The following is an 18310-nucleotide window of genomic DNA, read 5'->3' on the forward strand; positions in this document are numbered from 1 at the left end:
AGCACCCGCCTGCCGCTGTTCGCGCGCAACGTCGTCAGCACCTCGCACCCGCTGGCGGCACAGGCCGGGCTGCGCATGCTGCTGCAGGGCGGCAACGCGGTGGACGCGGCCATCGCCGCCGCGGCGGCGCTGACCATCACCGAGCCGGTGAGCAACGGCCTGGGCTCGGACGCGTTCTGCATCCTCTGGGACGGGCAACAACTGCACGGGCTCAACGCCAGCGGCCCCGCGCCCATGGCCTGGACACCGGACTACTTCCACCGCAAACACGGCGCCGACACGCTCACGCCGCCCAAGCGCGGGCTCGATTCGGTCACCGTGCCCGGCGCGGTGGCGGGCTGGGTGGCCTTGAGCGAACGCTTCGGCAAGCTGCCGTTCGCCGACCTGATGCAGCCAGCGATTGAACTGGCCGAGCGCGGTTATGCGGTGCCGGTGGTGGTGCGGCAGAAGTGGGCCGCGGCCACGCCCGAGCTGCAATCGCTGCCGGGGTTTGCCGAGGCCTTCCTGCCATGGGGCCGTGCGCCCACGGTGGGTGAGTTGTTCAAGTTCCCGGCGGCGGCGAGGGGCCTGCGCGCCATCGCCGAAAGCAAAGGCGAGGCCTTCTACCGCGGCCCCATCGCGCAGGCGCTCGCGCGCTTCGCGGCCGAACACGGCGGCGCGCTCACCGAGGCCGATCTCGCGGCCTACCGGCCCGAGTGGGTCGCGCCCATCGGCCAGGACTACAAGGGCCACACGCTGCACGAAATCCCGCCCAACGGCCAGGGCATCGCGGCGCTGGTCGCGCTGGGCATCCTCTCGAACTTCGACCTCGCTTCAATGAAGGTCGACACCGTGGCCGCGCAGCACCTGCAGATCGAGGCGATGAAGCTGGCCTTTGCCGACGTGTACCGCTTCGTCGCCGAACCCGGCGCGATGGACATGAGCGCCGAGCAGATGCTCGACCCGGCCTACCTGCGCGAACGCGCGAAGCTGATCAACATGAAGACCGCACAGGACTTCGGCGCCGGCAACCCCGCCAAGGGCGGCACGGTCTACCTCAGCGCCGCCGACGAGCGCGGCATGATGGTCAGCTTCATCCAGAGCAACTACATGGGCTTCGGCTCGGGCGCGGTGGAGCCGTCGTTCGGCATCAGCCTGCAGAACCGCGGCCACGGCTTCAACCTGAACACCGGCCCCGGTCGCAACACCGCCAACCTGGTGGCGCCGGGCAAACGGCCCTTCCACACCATCATCCCCGCCTTCCTCACGAAAGACGGCCAGCCGGTGATGAGCTTCGGCGTGATGGGCGCCAACCTGCAGCCGCAGGGTCATGTGCAGACCCTGGTGCGCCTGCTCGACCACGGCCAGGGCCTGCAGGCCGCGTGCGACGCGCCGCGCTGGCGCTTCGACGCCGGGCGGCACATCAACGTCGAGTCCGCCATGGACCCGGCGGTGGTGCAAGGCCTGAAAGACCTCGGCCACCAGACCCGCACCATCGACGACCCCTACCAGGACTTCGGCGCCGGCCAGTACATCTGGCGGCTGGGCGACCCGGGATCAGAAGGCTACGTGGCCGCCAGCGACCCGCGGCGCGACGGGCAGGCCGTGGGGTTCTGAGACACGAGCTGAGACACGAGAAAAGGAGCGCCAGCGTGTTCGAAACCTCCCGCCGGCGCACCGAGCACCTTGTGCGACAGCGCACCGACACCAGCGGCTGTTGAGCGCAGCCTTGCAGCCGCATGTACGCGCCACGCCCCACCGAACCCAGCGCCCCCCCGACACCGGCCGCGCTCGCGCCCGGCCCGGACGGGGTCTGGACGCTGCACGGCCACTGGACGCTGCAGGGCCTTGGGCCGCTGCTGAATGCGCAGGCCCTGCCGGTCGCTGACACGCCACCGCTCACGCTGGACGGCTCGGCGCTGCAGGACATCGACTCGGCCGGCGCCTGGGTGCTGCAACGCTGGTTGCCGGCCGGCAGCGCGGCGCCGGCCCTGCGCAGCTGGCCACCGCGCGCGGCGGCGCTGATGCAGCAGGTGCAGGCGGGCGCGGACCAGACCCTGACACAGGAACCGCACCACGGCCTGCTGCACCACACCGGCCAGCGCGCGGTGGCCGCCGCGCAGCAAGCCCAGGCGTTCCTGCACTTCATCGGCGAGACCGCGATCGCGGCGGCGCGCGTGATGCGCCATCCCCGCCAGTGGCGGCTGCGCGCGATCTGGCACGAGGTTCAGATCGGTGGTTTCGATGCGCTGCCCATCATCGGCCTGACCTCGTTCCTGCTCGGCGTCGTGGTGGCCTACCAGGGCGCCGACCAGCTGCGCCACTACGGCGCCAACGTCTTCGTGGTGGAGCTGGTGGGTTACGCGATGCTGCGCGAGTTCGCGCCCCTGATCGGCGCCATCATCATCGCCGGGCGCTCCGGCTCGGCCTACGCGGCGCAGATCGGCACCATGGTGGTGGCCGAAGAAGTCGACGCCCTGCGCACCATCGGCATCGACCCGCTGCAGCGCCTGGTGCTGCCCAAGATCATCGCCATGGCCATCGCCCTGCCCTTGCTCACGGTGTTCGCCGACATCACCGGCGTCTTCGGCGGCATGGTGATGGCGCGCTCGCAGCTGGACATCGGCTTCGGCGAGTTCATCGACCGCTTCGGCCGCGTGATGCAGGGCACCGCGTTCCTGATCGGCCTGGGCAAGTCGCTGGTGTTCGCGCTCATCATCGCCACCGTGGGCTGCTTCCAGGGCCTGCGCACCTCGGGCAGCGCCGACAGCGTGGGCCGGCAGACGACGCTGAGCGTGGTGCAGTCGATCTTCACGATCATCGTGGCCGACGCGCTGTTCTCGGTCGCCTTCAACCTGCTGGGACTGTGAAATGGCGCCCACCGACGACCCCGTGATCGAGCTCAAGCAGATCTGCACGCGCTTTGGCAGCCACACCGTGCACGAGGGGCTGGACCTGAGCGTGAAGCGCGGCGAGATCCTGGGGCTGGCCGGGGGCAGCGGCTCGGGCAAGTCGGTGCTGCTGCGCGAGATGATCGGGCTGCAGGCGCCCACCTCGGGCGAGGTGCGCGTGTTCGGCGAAGACCTGCTCACGCTGGCGGCCGGCCCGGGCCTGGCGCTGCGCCAGCGCTGGGGCGTGATGTTCCAGCGCGGCGGCCTGTTCGGCGCGCTCACCGTGCGGCAGAACGTGGGGCTGCCGCTGCGCGAACACAGCGCGCTGGACGACACGCTGATCGACCGCATCGCCGAGTGGAAGCTGGCCCTGACCGGCCTGCCGCCCGAAGCCGGCCTCAAGCGGCCGAGCGAACTGAGCGGCGGCATGCTCAAGCGCGCGGCGCTGGCGCGCGCCATCGCGCTGGACCCGGAGCTGCTGTTCCTCGACGAACCGACCTCGGGCCTGGACCCGGCCAGTTCGCGCGGCGTGGACGACCTGATCCTGGCCACGCACGGGCTGTTCGGACCAACCATCGTGATCGTCACCCACGACCTGGCGCTGCTGTGGCGAGTGTGCGACCGCGTCGCCGTGCTGGCCGAAGGCCGCGTGATCGCGCTGGACACGATGGACGCGCTCTCGCACCACCCGCACCCCACGGTCGCGGCCTATTTCAACCAGCCCAGCGGGGAGCCACCGCCGGCGGCCCCGGCGCGGGCCTGAGCCAGAGACACCACACCATGGACGACAAGGTCAACTACCCACTGGTCGGCGCCTTCGTGCTGCTGCTCGGCGCCTTGCTGGTGGCCGGCGTGCTCTGGCTCGCCGCCGGGCTGGGCGGCCGCCAGGCGATGGACGCCTACCAGGCGGTGATCGAAGAATCGGTGGCGGGGCTCAACGTCGACGCGCCCGTGAAGTACATGGGCGTGGACGTGGGCAAGGTGGCGCGCATCGAGATCGACCCGCTGAACTCGGAGCAGGTCCGCCTGCACTTCCTCGTGAAGCGCGGCACGCCGATCAAGCAGGACAGCGTGGCCGTGTTGAAGGCACAGGGCCTCACGGGCATCGCCTACATCGAAATCAGCGGCGGCAGCGCCGGCTCGCCGCCGCTGCTGGCGGGGGCCGACGGCGTGGCGCCGACCATCCCCTTCAAGCCCTCGCTGAGCGCGCGGCTGGAGAACGTGCTCTCCAACGTGCTGGGCAACGTGGGGCGCGTCTCGGACAACCTCAACGCCGTCCTGGGCGCCGACAACCAGGCCGCACTGAAGTCGAGCCTGGCCGACATCGCCACGCTGGCCCGCACCCTGGTCGGGCAGCAGGCGGCGATCAGCGCCGGCATCGCCGATGCCGCCAAAACCGCCCAGCTGACCGCTCGCGCGGGCGAGCAACTGGGGCCGACGCTGGCGCGCATCGCGAGCAGCGCGCAGGCCGTCGAGCGCATGGCCGAGGTCGCGGCAAAGGCCAGCACCCGCGCCGGTGATGCGGCCGACGCCGCGGCCACCAGCGTGCAGCAGGTGGGCAACGAGACCCTGCCCGACCTGGCGCGGCTGATGGCCGAGCTCAACCAGCTCTCGGCCTCGCTGCGCCACCTGAGCGAACAGACCGCCGTCAACCCCAGCAGCCTGCTGCTGGGCAACCCCGCGCCGACACCCGGCCCTGGAGAAAGCCCGCCATGACACCCGCTCACCCCGCGCACCACGCACGGCCCCCGGGTCGCGCCGGCGGCGTTGCCCGCTGGTGCTGGCTCGCCGCGCTGCTGCCCCTGCTGACGGCCTGCGCCGGCACCTTGCTGCCCAAGCCGGCTCCGGCCCCCGCGCGCTTCACGTTGGACACCGGCCCCGCTGCGCCCCCCGCGCCCGGCGCACGGGTGTTGCCCGCGGACGCGCCCACGCTCACCGTGGACCTGCCGCGCGCGGCACCGGGCTACGACTCGCGGCGCATGGTCTACCAGCGGCGGCCGCAACAGATGGAGGCCTTCGCCTTCCACGAGTGGGTGGAGCCGCCGGCCCAGATGCTGGCCCCCTTGCTGGTGCGCGCGCTGCAGGACCAGGGCGGCTTTCGCGCCGTGCTGCGCGCACCGTCGGCCGCTGCGGGCGGCTGGCGGCTGGAAACCGAGTTGTTGCGCCTGCACCAGGACTTCAGCCTGCGGCCCAGCCAGGTGCGCCTGAGCGTGCGCGCCGTGCTGCTGAACAGCGCCACGCGCCAGGCCGTGGCCTGGCGGGAGTTTGACGTCAGCGTGGCCGCAACCGGCGACGACCCGGTGGCCGGCGCCGCGGCGGCGCAGGCGGCCGCGCGGCAGCTGGCCAACGAGGTGGCCGCGTTCAGCGCGGAGCGGGCGCGCTGAACCGCTGAACGTCAGGCCTTTTCGGGGTGCAGGAAGACGCGCGCCTTGCGCGGCGACACCACCAGCGTCTCGCCTTCCTTGAAGCCCAGCTCGCGGAACTGCTGCGCGGGGATCTGCGCCTCGATCAGCGGGTCGTGGCCGGCGGGCTGGTTGTTCTCCACCGGCAACAGCTCCAGCCGCGCGATGGGGCCGACCACGATGGCGCGGCTGAGCGTGGCGACGATGCCGCTGGCGCCCGGCGTGTGGCGCTGCACGTCCAGGTCGTGCGGGCGCACGTAGGCGAAGGCCTGCGCGTTCTGCGCGCCGGCGTGCTCGGGCGTGTCGATGGCCACCCCGTCCAGGTGCAGCAGACCCTCGTGCGCGCGGCCGTGGAACAGGTTTACGTCGCCCAGGAAGCCGTACACAAACGGGCTGGCCGGGTGGTCCCACACGTCCTGCGGTGAACCGCACTGCTCCACCACGCCCTTGTTCATCAGCACCACGCGGTCGGCCACCTCCAGCGCCTCTTCCTGGTCGTGGGTGACGAAGATGCTGGTCACGTGCAGCTCGTCGTGCAGGCGGCGCAGCCAGCGGCGAAGTTCCTTGCGCACCTTGGCGTCGAGCGCGCCGAAGGGCTCGTCGAGCAGCAGGACCTGGGGCTCCACCGCGAGGGCGCGGGCGAGCGCGATGCGCTGGCGCTGGCCGCCGGAGAGCTGCGAGGGGTAGCGGTCGGCCAGCCAGTCGAGCTGCACGAGCTTGAGCAGGTCGGTCACCTTCGGCTTGATCTGCGCCTCGCTCGGGCGCTCGCTGCGCGGCTTCACGCGCAGGCCGAAAGCCACGTTCTCGAACACCGTCATGTGGCGGAACAGCGCGTAGTGCTGGAACACGAAGCCCACGTTGCGCTCGCGCACGTGCACGTCGGTGGTGTCTTCGCCGCTGAAGTGGATGCTGCCGGTGTCGGGCGTTTCGAGACCCGCGATGATGCGCAGCAGCGTGGTCTTGCCGCAGCCCGAGGGACCGAGCAGCGCCAGCAGTTCGCCCGAGGCGATGTCGAGGTTGACGTCGCGCAGGGCCTGGAAGGTGCCGAAGTGTTTGTTGACGTGGCGGATCTGGATGCTCATGGGGATTCCCGGTGAAGGTCAGTGGGCGCTGCCGGCGGTGGCGCCCAGCGCAGGGGTGGGCCGCTCGGGCGGCAGCTCGGCCAGGGCCTTGAGTTCGCGCTCCATGCGCCACTCGGCCACCGACTTGATGGCCAGCGTCACCAGCGCCAGCAGGGCCAGCAGCGAGGCCACGGCGAACGCGGCCACGGACTGGTACTCGTTGTAGAGGATCTCCACATGCAGCGGCATGGTGTTGGTCTGGCCCCGGATGTGGCCCGAGACCACAGAGACCGCGCCGAACTCGCCCATGGCCCGCGCGTTGCACAGGATCACGCCGTAGATCAGGCCCCACTTGATGTTGGGCAGGGTCACGTACCAGAAGGTCTGCCAGCCGGTGGCGCCGAGCACCTGGGCCGCCTGCTCTTCGTCGTTGCCCTGCGCCTGCATCAGCGGGATGAGTTCGCGCGCGATGAAAGGGAAGGTCACGAAGATGGTGGCCAGGATGATGCCGGGCACGGCGAACACGATCTTGATGTCGTGCTCGGCCAGCCAGGGGCCGAACCAGCCCTGTGCGCCGAACACCAGCACGTAGATCAAGCCGGCCACCACGGGCGACACCGAGAACGGCAGGTCAATCAGCGTGGTCAGGAAGGACTTGCCCTTGAACTCGTACTTCGCGATGCACCAGGCCGCCGCCACGCCGAACACCAGGTTCAGCGGCACGGCCACCAGCGCGGTGAGGAAGGTGAGGCGGATGGCGGACCAGGCGTCCGGTTCCCGAAGCGCTTCGGCGTAGGCGTCCCAGCCCTTGCGCAGGGCCTCGGTCGCCACGGCCGCCAGCGGCAGCACGAGGAACAGGAACATGAACACCAGCGCGACGCCGGTCAGCGTGTAGCGCACCCAGGGCGCTTCGGTGGTGCCGCGCTGAGCGGAGCGGATGTTGTTCTGCGAGCTCATTGGTTGCTCCCCGCCGAGCGCTTGCGCTGCCAGCTTTGCAAACCGTTGATCACCAGCAGCAGGATGAAGGAAATGATCAGCATCACCGTGGCCACCGCGGTGGCGCCGGCGTAGTCGTACTGCTCCAGCTTGCTGATGATGATCAGCGGCGTGATCTCGGACACCATGGGCATGTTGCCGGCGATGAAGATGACCGAGCCGTATTCACCGACAGCACGCGCGAAGGCCATGGCAAAACCCGTCAGCAGCGCGGGCGCGATGCTCGGGAAGATGACGCGGCTGAAGGTCTGCCAGCGCGTGGCGCCCAGGCAGGTGGCGGCCTCCTCCAGCTCCTTCTCGGCGTCTTCCAGCACGGGCTGCACCGTGCGCACCACGAAGGGCAGGCCGATGAAGATCAGCGCGATCACGATGCCGTTGGGGTTGAACGCGAGCTGGATGCCGTGCGGCTCCAGCAGCGAGCCGATCCAGCCGTTGCCGGCCAGCAGCGCGGTGAGCGAGATGCCGGCCACGGCGGTGGGCAGCGCGAACGGCAGGTCCACCAGCGCGTCCACAATCTTCTTGCCCGGGAAGCTGTAGCGCACCAGCACCCAGGCCACCAGCAGACCGAACACCACGTTCACCAGCGCCGCGATGAACGAGGCGCCGAACGTGAGCCGGTACGAGGCCAGCACGCGTGGCGCGGCGACTGCCTCCCAGAACTGCGGCCAGGTCAGCGTGAAGGTCTTGAAGACCAGCGCCGACAGCGGGATCAGCACGATCAGGCACAGGTAAAAAACCGTGAAGCCCAGCGTGAGGTTGAAGCCGGGCAGCACGCGGCGCGTGGCGCGACGCAGACCGGCATCCGGTGGAACGAGGGCGGGCAGAGTGGAGGTGTTCATGTGTTGGATTCACTCGCAGGGAAAGGCCATGCAAGCCGTGTGGTTGACGCGCGCGCTTGATGGGATCAGGCTGCTGGCACACAAGCGCCGCTTCCCGCGATGCACCGATGAAGGAGCATGGACATGCAGCACCATCAGCCACCTCCCGACCAGGCCATGGCCGACCATCCGCGGACCTACTCCGACCCGGAGCTGCGTGCGTACGCCGAAGAGCAGGCCGAAGACATCCTCGACAGCGTCGTGCACTACATGCCCCTCCTCTTGCCGGTCATGGGGGCCATCCTGATCTTCATGCTGGCCTTCATCGCGGTGTTCATGGCCTGACAGGGCCCGTCAGGGGCGCCCCGGGCGCCTCACTTGTTGGTGTAGAGCTTGTCGAACTGCCCGCCGTCGTTGAAGTGCACTTTCTGCGCTTCGGCCAGCGAGCCGAAGTATTCGTTGACGGTGAACAGCTTGATCGGCTTGAACGCGGCGGCGTACTTCTTCAGCACCGCTTCGTTGCGCGGGCGGATGTTGTGTTTGGCCGCGATCTCCTGGCCCTCGGGGCTGTAGAGGAATTCGAGGTAGGCCTTGGCGTCGGCCGTCGATCCCTTTTTGGCCACCGTGCGCTCGACGATAGCGACCGGGTTCTCGGCCACGATGGAGGCGCTGGGGTGGATCGCATCGACCTTGCCGGCGCCGAACTCCTTGTCCACCGAGACCACCTCGGACTCGAAGGTCACGAGCACGTCGCCGATGTTGCGTTGCAGGAAGACGCCGGTGGCGTCACGCCCTCCGCGCGCCAGCACCGGCACGTTCTTGTAGAGCTTGCCCACGAACTCGGCGGCCTGCGCGTCGGTACCGCCCTTGGCGCGCACCTGGCCCCAGGCCGCGAGGTAGGCCATGCGGCCGTTGCCGCCGGTCTTGGGGTTGACCACCACCACCTGCACGCCGGGCTTGATGAGGTCGTCCCAGTCCTTGATGCCCTTGGGGTTGCCCTGGCGCACCAGGAACAGCATGGTCGAACTGGTGGGGGCGGCGTTGTTCGGGAATTTCTGGCGCCAGTCCTTGGCGACCACGCCCTTCTCGGCCAGGAAGTCCACGTCGGTGGTGGTGTTCATGGTCACCACGTCGGCGTCCAGGCCGTCGGCCACGGCCCGCGCCTGCGCGCTCGATCCCGCGTGCGACTGATCGACCTTGATGTCCTTGCCGGTGGCCTTCTTGTGGCTCGCGACGAAGGCGGTGTTGAGGTCCTTGTAGAACTCGCGCGCCACGTCGTAGGACACGTTGAGCAGCGTGGTCTGGGCCGAGGCGAGGGAGGCGGCGGCGAAGGCGATGGCGCCGAGGGTGAGCTGGAAGCTTGTTTTCATGGGAGGTGACTTCGATAGAGGGAATGCATGGGATTCTGGGATCCATGCCTTCATTGGCAAACGACTTTGTTCTTGTTTCCTTATTCGCGAGCTGAATAAGGCATCAGGCGGCCACGGCCACCGGAAGGGCGGGTGTCACGTCGGCGCCCAGCGACTGCAGCAGGGCCAGGCCCAGGGGCCATTCGCCGTGACCGGAATCCACGTTGATGTGCCCCGCGTCGTTGAGCCGCACGAACTCGCTGCCCCAGGCGCGGGCGTAGGCCCCGGCCAGGCGCACCGGGCAATACGGGTCGTTGCTGCTCGCCACCAGCACGCTGCGGTAGGACAGCTTCTGGTAGGGCACGGGCGCGAAGTCGGCCAGCACGCCCCGGCGTTCCGGGTCGGCGGGCGCCACGAGCAAAGCCCCCTGGATGCGGCCCGCCACCTCGGGCGGCAGGTGCGTGGTGGCGATGCAGCCCAGGCTGTGCGCGACCACCACCACCGGACCGGGGGCCTGCTCGATGGTCTCGGTCAGGCGCCGCACCCAGGCGCGCTGGAGCGGGCTGATCCAGTCGTCCTGCTCGACGCGCAAGACGTTCGGCAGGCGTTCGGTCCAGAGGCTTTGCCAGTGGCCGGCGCCGGAGTTGCGCCACCCGGGCACGATGATCACGGTGGGAGAAGACATGCGGCCCCCGGTCTCAACGGCGGGACCGCTGATGGGCGGCGGATGTCGGGGGGAAGCCCGGGGCGGGCTCGCCCGGTCTGGTTGTGTTCATGCGTGCGCTCCTTCATGGCTGATGGCAGGCATTGTGGAGAGCACCACCGCACAAACCAACGACTATGAAGCAGTTTGTATATGGCCCTGTGGCATATGGCCCTGCGGCATGTGGCGGGCTGGCGCGGGCTCAGCCCTGGTCCAGCGGCACGTACAGCCCCACCTTCATCGCGTCGATGACGACGTGCGTGGTCATGCGGACCACCTGAGGCACCTCGGCCATCAGCCGGGCCGCGAGCGCGTCGTAGGCCTTCACGTCGCGTGCCACGACCACCATCATGATGTCGAAGCTGCCGGTCACGTAGTAGACCTGCTGCACCGCCGGTTCGGTCTGTGCCCACAGGCGAATGCGCGGGAGCGCCTCGTAGTTGTCCTTGATCTCCAGCCCGGCGAGGAAGCTCATGGTGTGGCCCACCGCCTGCGGGTTCACCACCGCCACCTCGGCGCTGATGGTCTTGTCCTGGCGCATGCGGCGCAGGCGCCGCTGGACGGCGGAAGCCGACAGGCCCACCGCCTCCGCGATGACCTCGGCATTGAGCTGGCAGTCCTTCTGGACCAGGTCCAGGATCTTCCGGTCAAAAACGTCCAGTTCGGTGTCCATGCGGCGATTCTAGGCACTGCGCCTGCGCGTCGCCGCCGCGCACAACGCGGTCCGAATCGCCGCCATCCCGCGCGCCAGGGGCTTTTTTTGCCGCCCGGCCGCAATCCAGGCGCGGATACTTGCCCCACTTTTTGCGCTGAAAAAAGACCTTCGGGCCGTGGCAGTGCATGCCCGGCCGCACGCGGCCGGGCCTGAGCTCCGCACGCCACCCCCGTGGGTCCTGCACCCTCCCCTTTCTGTCCGTCGGTGGTCCGACTTTTTTCTGGAGATAACAACGTGAGCCGTTCCCTGTTGAGTTGCCTTGTGGCCGGTGTGATGTCCTTCGCCGGGGCCGCGCACGCCGAAGACGTGGTGCGCATCGGCACCCTGTCGGACTACGCGCCGTTCGAGTACCGCGACGCCAAGGGCGAACTCAAGGGCATGGAGATCGAACTGGCCAAGACCATGTGCAAACACATCCAGGCCAAGTGCGAATACGTGACGATGGACTTCGACGCCCTGATCCCGGCGCTCAAGGCCAGGAAGATCGACGCCGTGCTGGCCCAGATGTCGATCACCGACGAGCGCAAGAAGGTGGTGGACTTCACCGACCTGTTCACCCTGGCCCCGGTGCAGTACGTCGCCAAGACCGGCGCGGGCATCACCGAGGACCCGGCCACGCTGCGCGGCAAGACGGTCGGCATCTACAGCGGCTCCAGCCACGAGACCTACCTGAAGAAGCGCCTGCCCAAGAGCCAGTCGGGCATCGCCATCAAGGCCTACCCCTCGCAAGACCCGATCTGGCTGGACCTGGAGGCGGGCCGCGTGCAGGCCGCGCTGACCGACACCACGGTGGCCCACGAGTGGCTGGAAAAGACCGGCAAGGCCAAGGGTTTCGCACTCGCAGGCAAGCCGCTGAACGACGTGGCGATGTTCGGCGAAGGCACCGGCATCGCCGTGCGCAAGGGCGACCCGCTGCGCGCGCGCCTGAACACCGCGATCAAACAGGTGCTGACCGACGGCAGCTTCGCGGCCGAGAACAAGAAGGTGTTTCCCTTCAGCATCGCGCCCGCGCTGAAGTAAGCTGGCGCCCCACGGGACCAGGTCGTCCGGCAGGGTGGCCTGGTTTTCGTGTTTTTGCGGGATGGTGAATGGACGATTTGTGGCTGTACGCCGGTCAGTTGCTGGAGGGTGCGTGGGTCACCGTGCAACTGGCCCTGTCTTCGCTGGTGGTGGGTCTGGCCCTCGGGCTGGTGCTGGCGGCCGGCAGCCTGAGCGGTCGCGCGCTGCTGCGCCGCGCCGTGCGGCTGTGCACGGGCCTGCTGCGCGGCATTCCCGAGTTCCTGATCGTGCTGGTCTGTTACTTCGGGCTGTCCAACCTGATCAACAACCACTTCGATGGCGCGGTGGAGATCAGCCCGTTTGCCGCAGGCGTCTTTGCCCTGTCCATCGTGTTCGCGGCCTACGCCAGCGAGGTGTTCCGCGGCAGCTTTGCGGCCATCCCCCGGGGGCAGATCGAAGCGGCGCAGGCCTTCGGGCTCACCTCCACCCAGACCTTCTTCGCCGTGCGGCTGCCCCAGGCCTGGCGCATCGCCCTGCCCAGCCTCGGCAACCTGTGGCAGTCGCTGCTGAAAGACACCTCGCTGGTGTCCGTGGTCGGGCTGGAAGACCTGCTCAAGAAGTCCAACATGGCGGCCCAGGCCACGCACCAGCCGTTCCTGTTCTTCCTGGCGGCCGCGGCCGTGTACTTCGTGTTCCTGCACGCCTCACAACCGGTCTTTGCCTGGCTGGAGCGCCGGGCCGGGCGGGGCTTTGAAGCGAGGGCGGCATGAACTTCGCCCCCATCGAAGACTGGCTGGAGTTGCCCACCGACAGCGTGCTGGAGGTGTGGGAGGGCCTGGTGATCACCCTGCAGCTGCTGTGCGGCTCGGTGCTGCTGGCCTTTGCGCTCGCGCTGCCGCTGGCGCTCGCGGCCACCTCCGGCAGGGCCTGGCCGGTGCGGCTGGCGCGCGGCTACAGCGCGGCGTTTCGCGGCACCCCCTTGCTGGTGCAGCTGTTCATCCTGTACTACGGGGTGAGCCAGTTCGAAGCCGTGCGCCAATCGCCCGCCTGGTGGCTGCTGGAAGATGCGTTCTATTGCGGCCTGCTCGCGCTGAGCCTGAACCTGGCGGCCTACATGGCCGAAGACCTGCGGGCCGGCATCCTGGCTGTGCCCGTCGGCGAAAGGGAAGCCGCCCTGGCCATGGGCATGAGCCCGTTCCAGTGCTACCGCTGGATCGTGCTGCCCGCGGCTTGGCGGATCGCCACGCCGGCCCTGGGCAACGAGGTGATCGCCCAGCTCAAGGCCACGGCCCTGGTGAGCACCATCACCGTGCTCGACCTCACTGGCGTGGCGCGCCGGTTGTCGAACGCCTCGTACACCACCGACGCGCTGGTGATGGCCGGGGTGGTCTACGCGGCCATCACGCTGGTGGTGGTGCTGGCCGTGCGCCGGATCGAGCGGCGCTTCGGCCCGGCCGGCCGCCGGTAGCCCGCCCGCGCGGGCCCAGGCGAGGACGCCGTTTTCAGGCAATTCCACCGTTTCTTCGCGGCCCGAAACCCGGCCCCATGGCTACGCTCTGTGAACGTGTTCCATCTCTTCTCCAACGTCATGACGCCCACCCCAGAACCCATGTCCCCCCTGCAAACCGCGCTCGCCGAACAGGGCCTGTTCGTGCTCGACGGCGCGCTGGCCACCGAGCTGGAACGCCGTGGCGCCGATCTGCTGGACCCGCTGTGGTCCGCCAAGCTGCTGATCGAACAGCCCGACCTGATCCGGCAGGTGCATCTGGACTACTTTCTCGCCGGCGCCGACGTGGCCACCACCGCCAGCTACCAGGCGACGTTTGAAGCCTTTGCACGGCGTGGCCTGAGCCACGACCAGGCCGCCGACCTGATGCGGCGCTCGGTGACGCTGGCCTGCGAAGCCCGGGACGCCTTCTGGGCCGAGCCCGCCCACCGCGTGGGCCGCCGCCGGCCCCTGGTGGCGGCGTCCATCGGCCCTTACGGCGCCATGCTGGCCGACGGCTCCGAGTACCGGGGTTACCAGGGCATCTCGCGCCAGGCGCTGGCCGACTTCCACCGGCCGCGCCTGCAGGTGCTGGCCCACGCGGGTGCCGATCTGCTGGCCTGCGAAACCATTCCCTGCCTCGATGAAGCGCTGGCGATCGCGGGCCTGCTGCCCGAGTTTCCCGGCGTGATGGCCTGGCTCAGCTTTTCCTGCCGGGACGGCGCGCACAACTGCCAGGGCGAGCCCTTCGCCGACTGCGTGGCGCAGCTCGACGCCCTGCCCCAGATCGCCGCCGTGGGCGTGAACTGCACCGCGCCCGAGTTCATTGAATCGCTGGTGGCGCTGGCCCGCTCGCACACCAGCAAACCCATCGTGGTCTACCCCAACTCGGGCGAACACTACGACGCGGTCGACAAGGTCTGGCACGGTGAAGGCCGGGCCCACGACTTCGCCGCCCAGGCCATGCGCTGGCACGGTCGCGGCGCGCGGCTCATCGGCGGCTGCTGCCGCACGGGGCCGGACGACATCCGCGCCCTCAAGCAGGCCGCCGTGGCCGGTGGGGCGTTGATCGAAGCCTGAGCCGCGCGTCAGACGGCGAACCGCCACGCCGAGGCGGCGGCCAGCGGCCCATCGCGTTTGAGCGGCGGCTCGGACAGCTCCGCAGCGCTGTGTTCGCCGAACTCGCGCAGCACGGTCTCCTTGACGGTCGTGAAGGCATGGGACGTGCGCTCGCGCGGGTGCGCCAGCGGGACCGGGATGGTGCGGCGGATGCGCCCGGGGCGCGGCTCCATCACCACCACCTTGTCGCCCAGGTAGACGGCCTCTTCCACGTCGTGGGTGACGAGGATCATGGTGATGCCCTCTTTCTCCCAGATGCGGTGCAGCTCCTGCTGCAGGTGGGCGCGGGTCATGGCGTCGAGCGCGCCGAAGGGTTCGTCGAGCAGCAGGATGTCGGGCCGGTTCACCAGTGCGCGGGCGATCGCCACGCGCTGCGACATGCCGCCCGAGAGCTGGTGCGGGTAGGCCGTCTCAAAGCCCTGCAGCCCCACCAGCTCGATGTGTTCGCGAATGGTCTGGCGCTGCTGGCCTTCGGTGAGGCCCGAGTTGAGCAGGCCCAGGCCGATGTTCTTCTCGACGTTGAGCCAGGGGAACAGGCGGTGCTCCTGGAACACGATGCCGCGGTTGAGGTTCGTGCCCTTGATGCGCGTGCCGTCCAGCAGGATCTCGCCCTGGTAGCCCTCTTCCAGGCCGATGATCAGGCGCAGCAGCGTGGACTTGCCGCAGCCGCTGGAGCCGACGATGCTGACGAACTCACCGGGTTCGATGGTGAGGGAAATGTCCTGCAGCACGGGCAGGGTTTCGCCCTTGACCTCGTACTGCTTGTTCAGGCCCTGGATGGCCAGGGTACCGGCGTGTGCCATGTTGTGTCCTCCAAAAAAATCAGTAGCGCGCGACGGTGCGCTCGCGCCAGGCCAGCAGCCTCCGTTCCAGCGCGCCGAGCACGGTGTTCAAGACAAAGCCCACCAGCCCGATCACGACCACACCGAACAGCACGAGGTCCATCTCGAAGTGCTCGCGGCCGTCGATCAGCGTGTTGCCGATGCCCTTGCCCGAGGCGAGCAGGTACTCGGCGCCCAGCGTGGCGAGCCAGGTGTAGATCAGCGAAAGCTGGAGGCCGGTGAAGACCGAGGGCGCGGCACTCGGCGCGATCACGCGGGTCAGCAGCTGCCAGCGGCTGAAGTCGCACACCCGGGCCACCTCGATGTAATCGCGCGGCACGCTGCGGATGCCTTCGAAGGTGTTGAGCACCACCGGGAAAAAGGCGGCCATGGCCACAAAGGCGATCTTGGCGCCGTCGCCCAAGCCGAACCACATCGACAGCATCGGGATCCAGGCGAACAGCGAGATCTGCTTGAGCGTGTGGAACGAGGGCCCGACCAGGCGGTCGAACCAGCGCGACCCGCCCAGCAGCACACCGAACACCAGGCCGACGCTGGACCCGATGGCGAAACCCCAGGCCATGCGCCAGAGGCTGGCCGACAACGCGACCGACAGCTCGCCGCTGCCGAGCTGCTGCACCGCGCGGTCCCACACCGCGCCGGGCGAGACCAGCAGCGGCGAGGTGGACCAGCCCGAAGCCACAGCCCACCACCACACGAGCAGGATCAGTGCGGGCAGCACCCAGCCGCGCAACGCGGGCGGCACGCCGGTAGACGATTTTTCGAGAGACATGGAGGATGTTCCTTTCACAGCCCGGGCTTGCGCCAGCGCAGCAGCCAGGCCTCGGTCAGCGAGAGCAGCTTGTCGATGGCGAAGCCCACGATGCCCACCGCCAGCACGGCGGCCAGCACCACGTCCAGCTGAAACAGCTGGCGGCCGTAGACGATGAGGAAACCGATGCCTTCGGACGAGGCCAGCAGCTCCACCACCACCAGCGCCAGCCAGGCGTGGGTGAGCCCGTAGCGCACGCCGTTCCAGATCGGCGCGGTGGCGGCGGGGAACACCACGCGGGTCAGCATCTGCCAGCGGTTGAAGCCATAGACCCGCGCCACCTCGATGAAGCGGTTGGGCACGCCCTGGATGCCCTGGCAGGTGTTGATGGTCACGGGCACCAGCGTGGCCTTGGCGATCAGCAGGAACTTGAGTCCCTCGTCAATCCCCACCAGCAGCATCAGCAGCGGCAGCCAGCCGATCACCGGCACCTGGCTGAAGGCCTTGAACAGCGGGAACAAGTGGGCCCGCACGGTGGGCGACAGGCCCATGGCCGAACCGAGCGCGAGGCCGGCGACCAGACCGATACCGAAGCCGGTGAACACGCGCACCAGGCTGATCTGCAGGTTGCTCCACAGCTCGCCGCTGGCGGCCATGTCGGCAAAGGTCTGGAACACCACCGCCGGCGGCGGCAGCACCTGCTCCGGCACCCAGCCCCACACCGACGACAGGTGCCACAGCAGCAGCACCACCAGCGGGAAAGGCCAGGCCCAGAGCCATTGCAGCGGCGGGCGCCAGCGCGGCCCCCGCGCGCGCGGGGCGGGCGCAGAAGACAGCGGCAGCGACACGGTCGCGCCAGAAAATGAAGACATGGTCGATCGCTCCTATCGTGTGCGGTGTCCGTTGTTCACCTCGCCGATGCGCGTGACTGGGGCCAGAGCACCCGTGGAACGGGCTTGGCCCGGCCACAGGGTGCGCCCCCCTCGAAGCGCCGAAGGCGCGCAACGGAGGGGGAAGCCGCGCAGCGGCGCAGGGGGTGCTTCCCTTCAATTCGACAGCTGGCCATCCGCGCCATAGGCGGGCCAGTAGCCTTCGAGCTTGAGTTCCTTCAGCGCCACGTTCAGGTAACGGCGGTCGAACCAGCTGGGAATCTCGGGCACCGAGCGGGTGAGCTTGAGGGCGTGGGCGTCCTTGGCCGCCTCCTGGTAGCGCGACACCAAGAAGGTGTCGAGCAGCGGCGAGAGGCGCACACGCAGCGGCTGGCCGATGAAGTCTTCGCGCCAGATCTTCTCCGGGTACTCGGTCTTGCCCCAGCGCTCGAACAGGTCGGCCCGGCTGGCTTCGTTCGAGTAGCGGTGCGCCACCTTGACGAGGGTCGTGACCACGCGTTGCACGGCCTGCGGGTGCTTGGCCGCGAAGTCGTCGGTCACCAGCAGGTGCGTCTGGCGGGTGAACTTGTAGTTGTCGGCCGCGGCCGACCAGACGATCTTCGCCAGCCCCTTGTCGCGCAGGTCGAAGGCGCCCACGTAGTCGAAGGCGGCATCCACGTCCTTGTTGATCAGCGCGGTGCGGGCGCTGGCCAGGTCGAGGTTGATGAGCTTGAGGTCGCGTTCCTTGAGCCCGTGCGCCGCGAGCGCCGCCACCGCCGCCAGGTGCAGGTTGGTGCCCTTGAACAGCGCCACGCGCTTGCCTTTGAGGTCTTCGAGCTTCTGGATGCCCGAGTCCGGCTGCACCGCGAGGTACAGCCCGGTGCGCACACCGCTGCCGGCAATGATCTTCGTCTTCACGCCGTTGGCGCGCGCCACGATGGCGGGCAGATCGCCCTGCCAGGCGAAGTCGATCTGGCGGTTGACCAGGGCCTCGTTGACGGCCGGGCCGGCGCCCTTGAAGAAGGTCCACTGGACCTGCACACCGTCTTTCCTGAACTCTTCTTCCAGCGCGCCGTCGGTGTAGGCCAGCGCGGTGGTGGTGCCGCCGTGGCGCACCGGGTTGCTGCCGACGCCGCCGGTGGCGACACCGATGCGGATGGTCTTCAGGGGTTCGGCGGTCTGCGCCTGCGCAGGGCCGACGGCGGACAGGGTGAAGGCCAGCGCGAGCAGGCCCAGACGTTGACGTGGATTCATGGTTCCTCCGGGTGGATCGGTTGTGGTTGACCGGACGGAATCTACGGAGCTTCCCTTGCTCGCGGAACGAATGAAA

At 69.0% G+C, this 18310-nt stretch carries 20 protein-coding genes; 10 read left to right on the forward strand and 10 right to left on the reverse strand.

Annotation, left to right across the window (positions count from 1 at the left end; genetic code table 11):
• From IV088_RS24370 to IV088_RS24390, 5 genes are all read left to right on the forward strand, one after another.
• A partial coding sequence (locus tag IV088_RS24370) for a gamma-glutamyltransferase family protein (protein ID WP_291107139.1) occupies nt 1-1596 on the forward strand: 1596 nt, incomplete at its 5' end.
• A 122-nt stretch (nt 1597-1718) separates the two neighbouring features.
• Nucleotides 1719-2849, forward strand: a complete 1131-nt coding sequence (locus tag IV088_RS24375) for an ABC transporter permease (protein ID WP_291107142.1) — start codon at nt 1719-1721, stop codon at nt 2847-2849.
• A 1-nt stretch (nt 2850) separates the two neighbouring features.
• Complete coding sequence (locus tag IV088_RS24380) at nt 2851-3633, forward strand: ABC transporter ATP-binding protein (protein ID WP_291107145.1); 783 nt, start codon at nt 2851-2853, stop codon at nt 3631-3633.
• A 17-nt stretch (nt 3634-3650) separates the two neighbouring features.
• Nucleotides 3651-4586, forward strand: a complete 936-nt coding sequence (locus IV088_RS24385; protein ID WP_291107148.1) for an MlaD family protein — start codon at nt 3651-3653, stop codon at nt 4584-4586.
• A complete protein-coding gene (locus IV088_RS24390) occupies nt 4583-5254 on the forward strand; it encodes an ABC-type transport auxiliary lipoprotein family protein (RefSeq protein ID WP_291107151.1) in 672 nt (223 codons plus the stop codon). The genes IV088_RS24385 and IV088_RS24390 overlap by 4 nt, the downstream gene beginning before the upstream one ends.
• A gap of 11 nt (nt 5255-5265) precedes the next feature.
• Here IV088_RS24390 and IV088_RS24395 read toward each other — a convergent pair whose 3' ends face one another.
• The 3 genes from IV088_RS24395 to cysT are packed head-to-tail and all read right to left on the reverse strand — an operon-like array spanning nt 5266 to nt 8168.
• Nucleotides 5266-6354: a sulfate ABC transporter ATP-binding protein gene (locus IV088_RS24395; protein WP_291107153.1), complete on the reverse strand. Its 1089-nt coding sequence runs from the start codon at nt 6352-6354 to the stop codon at nt 5266-5268.
• A gap of 18 nt (nt 6355-6372) precedes the next feature.
• Nucleotides 6373-7290 (reverse strand): sulfate ABC transporter permease subunit CysW, encoded by a 918-nt coding sequence (cysW, locus tag IV088_RS24400; protein ID WP_291107156.1) that lies wholly within the window; start codon nt 7288-7290, stop codon nt 6373-6375.
• The gene (gene cysT, locus IV088_RS24405; protein WP_291107159.1) at nt 7287-8168 is read right to left on the reverse strand and encodes a sulfate ABC transporter permease subunit CysT; all 882 of its coding nucleotides are present in this window, start codon (nt 8166-8168) and stop codon (nt 7287-7289) included. The genes cysW and cysT overlap by 4 nt, the downstream gene beginning before the upstream one ends.
• Nucleotides 8169-8291: 123 nt before the next feature.
• On the opposite strand from cysT, the gene IV088_RS24410 reads away from it, so the two are divergent.
• Entirely contained in the window at nt 8292-8492 is a 201-nt protein-coding gene (locus IV088_RS24410) for a hypothetical protein (protein ID WP_291107223.1), read from the forward strand.
• A 29-nt stretch (nt 8493-8521) separates the two neighbouring features.
• On the opposite strand, the gene IV088_RS24415 is transcribed toward IV088_RS24410, so the two are convergent.
• From IV088_RS24415 to IV088_RS24425, 3 genes are all read right to left on the reverse strand, one after another.
• Entirely contained in the window at nt 8522-9517 is a 996-nt protein-coding gene (locus IV088_RS24415) for a sulfate ABC transporter substrate-binding protein (RefSeq protein WP_291107162.1), read from the reverse strand.
• 103 nt (nt 9518-9620) lie between these two features.
• A complete protein-coding gene (locus tag IV088_RS24420; protein ID WP_291107165.1) occupies nt 9621-10181 on the reverse strand; it encodes an alpha/beta fold hydrolase in 561 nt (186 codons plus the stop codon).
• Nucleotides 10182-10401: 220 nt separating this feature from the next.
• On the reverse strand, nt 10402-10872 hold the full coding sequence (locus IV088_RS24425) for an Lrp/AsnC family transcriptional regulator (RefSeq protein WP_236961185.1): 471 nt from the start codon (nt 10870-10872) through the stop codon (nt 10402-10404).
• Nucleotides 10873-11148: 276 nt separating this feature from the next.
• Between IV088_RS24425 and IV088_RS24430 the strand changes: the two genes are divergently transcribed.
• The 4 genes from IV088_RS24430 to mmuM all read left to right on the forward strand — a co-directional run bounded on the left by IV088_RS24430 (nt 11149) and on the right by mmuM (nt 14479).
• Nucleotides 11149-11934, forward strand: coding sequence for a transporter substrate-binding domain-containing protein (locus IV088_RS24430; RefSeq protein WP_291107170.1), 786 nt, complete (start codon nt 11149-11151; stop codon nt 11932-11934).
• A 68-nt stretch (nt 11935-12002) separates the two neighbouring features.
• Complete coding sequence (locus IV088_RS24435) at nt 12003-12683, forward strand: ABC transporter permease subunit (protein WP_291107173.1); 681 nt, start codon at nt 12003-12005, stop codon at nt 12681-12683.
• Nucleotides 12680-13381: an ABC transporter permease subunit gene (locus IV088_RS24440; protein WP_291107176.1), complete on the forward strand. Its 702-nt coding sequence runs from the start codon at nt 12680-12682 to the stop codon at nt 13379-13381. Before IV088_RS24435 ends, IV088_RS24440 begins: the two co-directional genes overlap by 4 nt.
• Before the next feature lie 141 nt (nt 13382-13522).
• A complete protein-coding gene (gene mmuM, locus IV088_RS24445; RefSeq protein WP_291107179.1) occupies nt 13523-14479 on the forward strand; it encodes a homocysteine S-methyltransferase in 957 nt (318 codons plus the stop codon).
• A gap of 8 nt (nt 14480-14487) precedes the next feature.
• Here mmuM and IV088_RS24450 read toward each other — a convergent pair whose 3' ends face one another.
• From IV088_RS24450 to IV088_RS24465, 4 genes are all read right to left on the reverse strand, one after another.
• Nucleotides 14488-15321, reverse strand: a complete 834-nt coding sequence (locus tag IV088_RS24450; protein WP_291107182.1) for an ABC transporter ATP-binding protein — start codon at nt 15319-15321, stop codon at nt 14488-14490.
• A gap of 19 nt (nt 15322-15340) precedes the next feature.
• On the reverse strand, nt 15341-16132 hold the full coding sequence (locus tag IV088_RS24455; protein ID WP_291107185.1) for an ABC transporter permease: 792 nt from the start codon (nt 16130-16132) through the stop codon (nt 15341-15343).
• A gap of 14 nt (nt 16133-16146) precedes the next feature.
• Nucleotides 16147-16983, reverse strand: a complete 837-nt coding sequence (locus IV088_RS24460; RefSeq protein ID WP_291107187.1) for an ABC transporter permease — start codon at nt 16981-16983, stop codon at nt 16147-16149.
• 174 nt (nt 16984-17157) lie between these two features.
• Complete coding sequence (locus IV088_RS24465; RefSeq protein WP_291107190.1) at nt 17158-18234, reverse strand: ABC transporter substrate-binding protein; 1077 nt, start codon at nt 18232-18234, stop codon at nt 17158-17160.
• Between the last annotated feature and the right edge of the window lie 76 nt (nt 18235-18310).

The sequence above is a fragment of the Hydrogenophaga sp. genome (assembly GCF_018780075.1).
Classification (GTDB): domain Bacteria; phylum Pseudomonadota; class Gammaproteobacteria; order Burkholderiales; family Burkholderiaceae_C; genus Hydrogenophaga.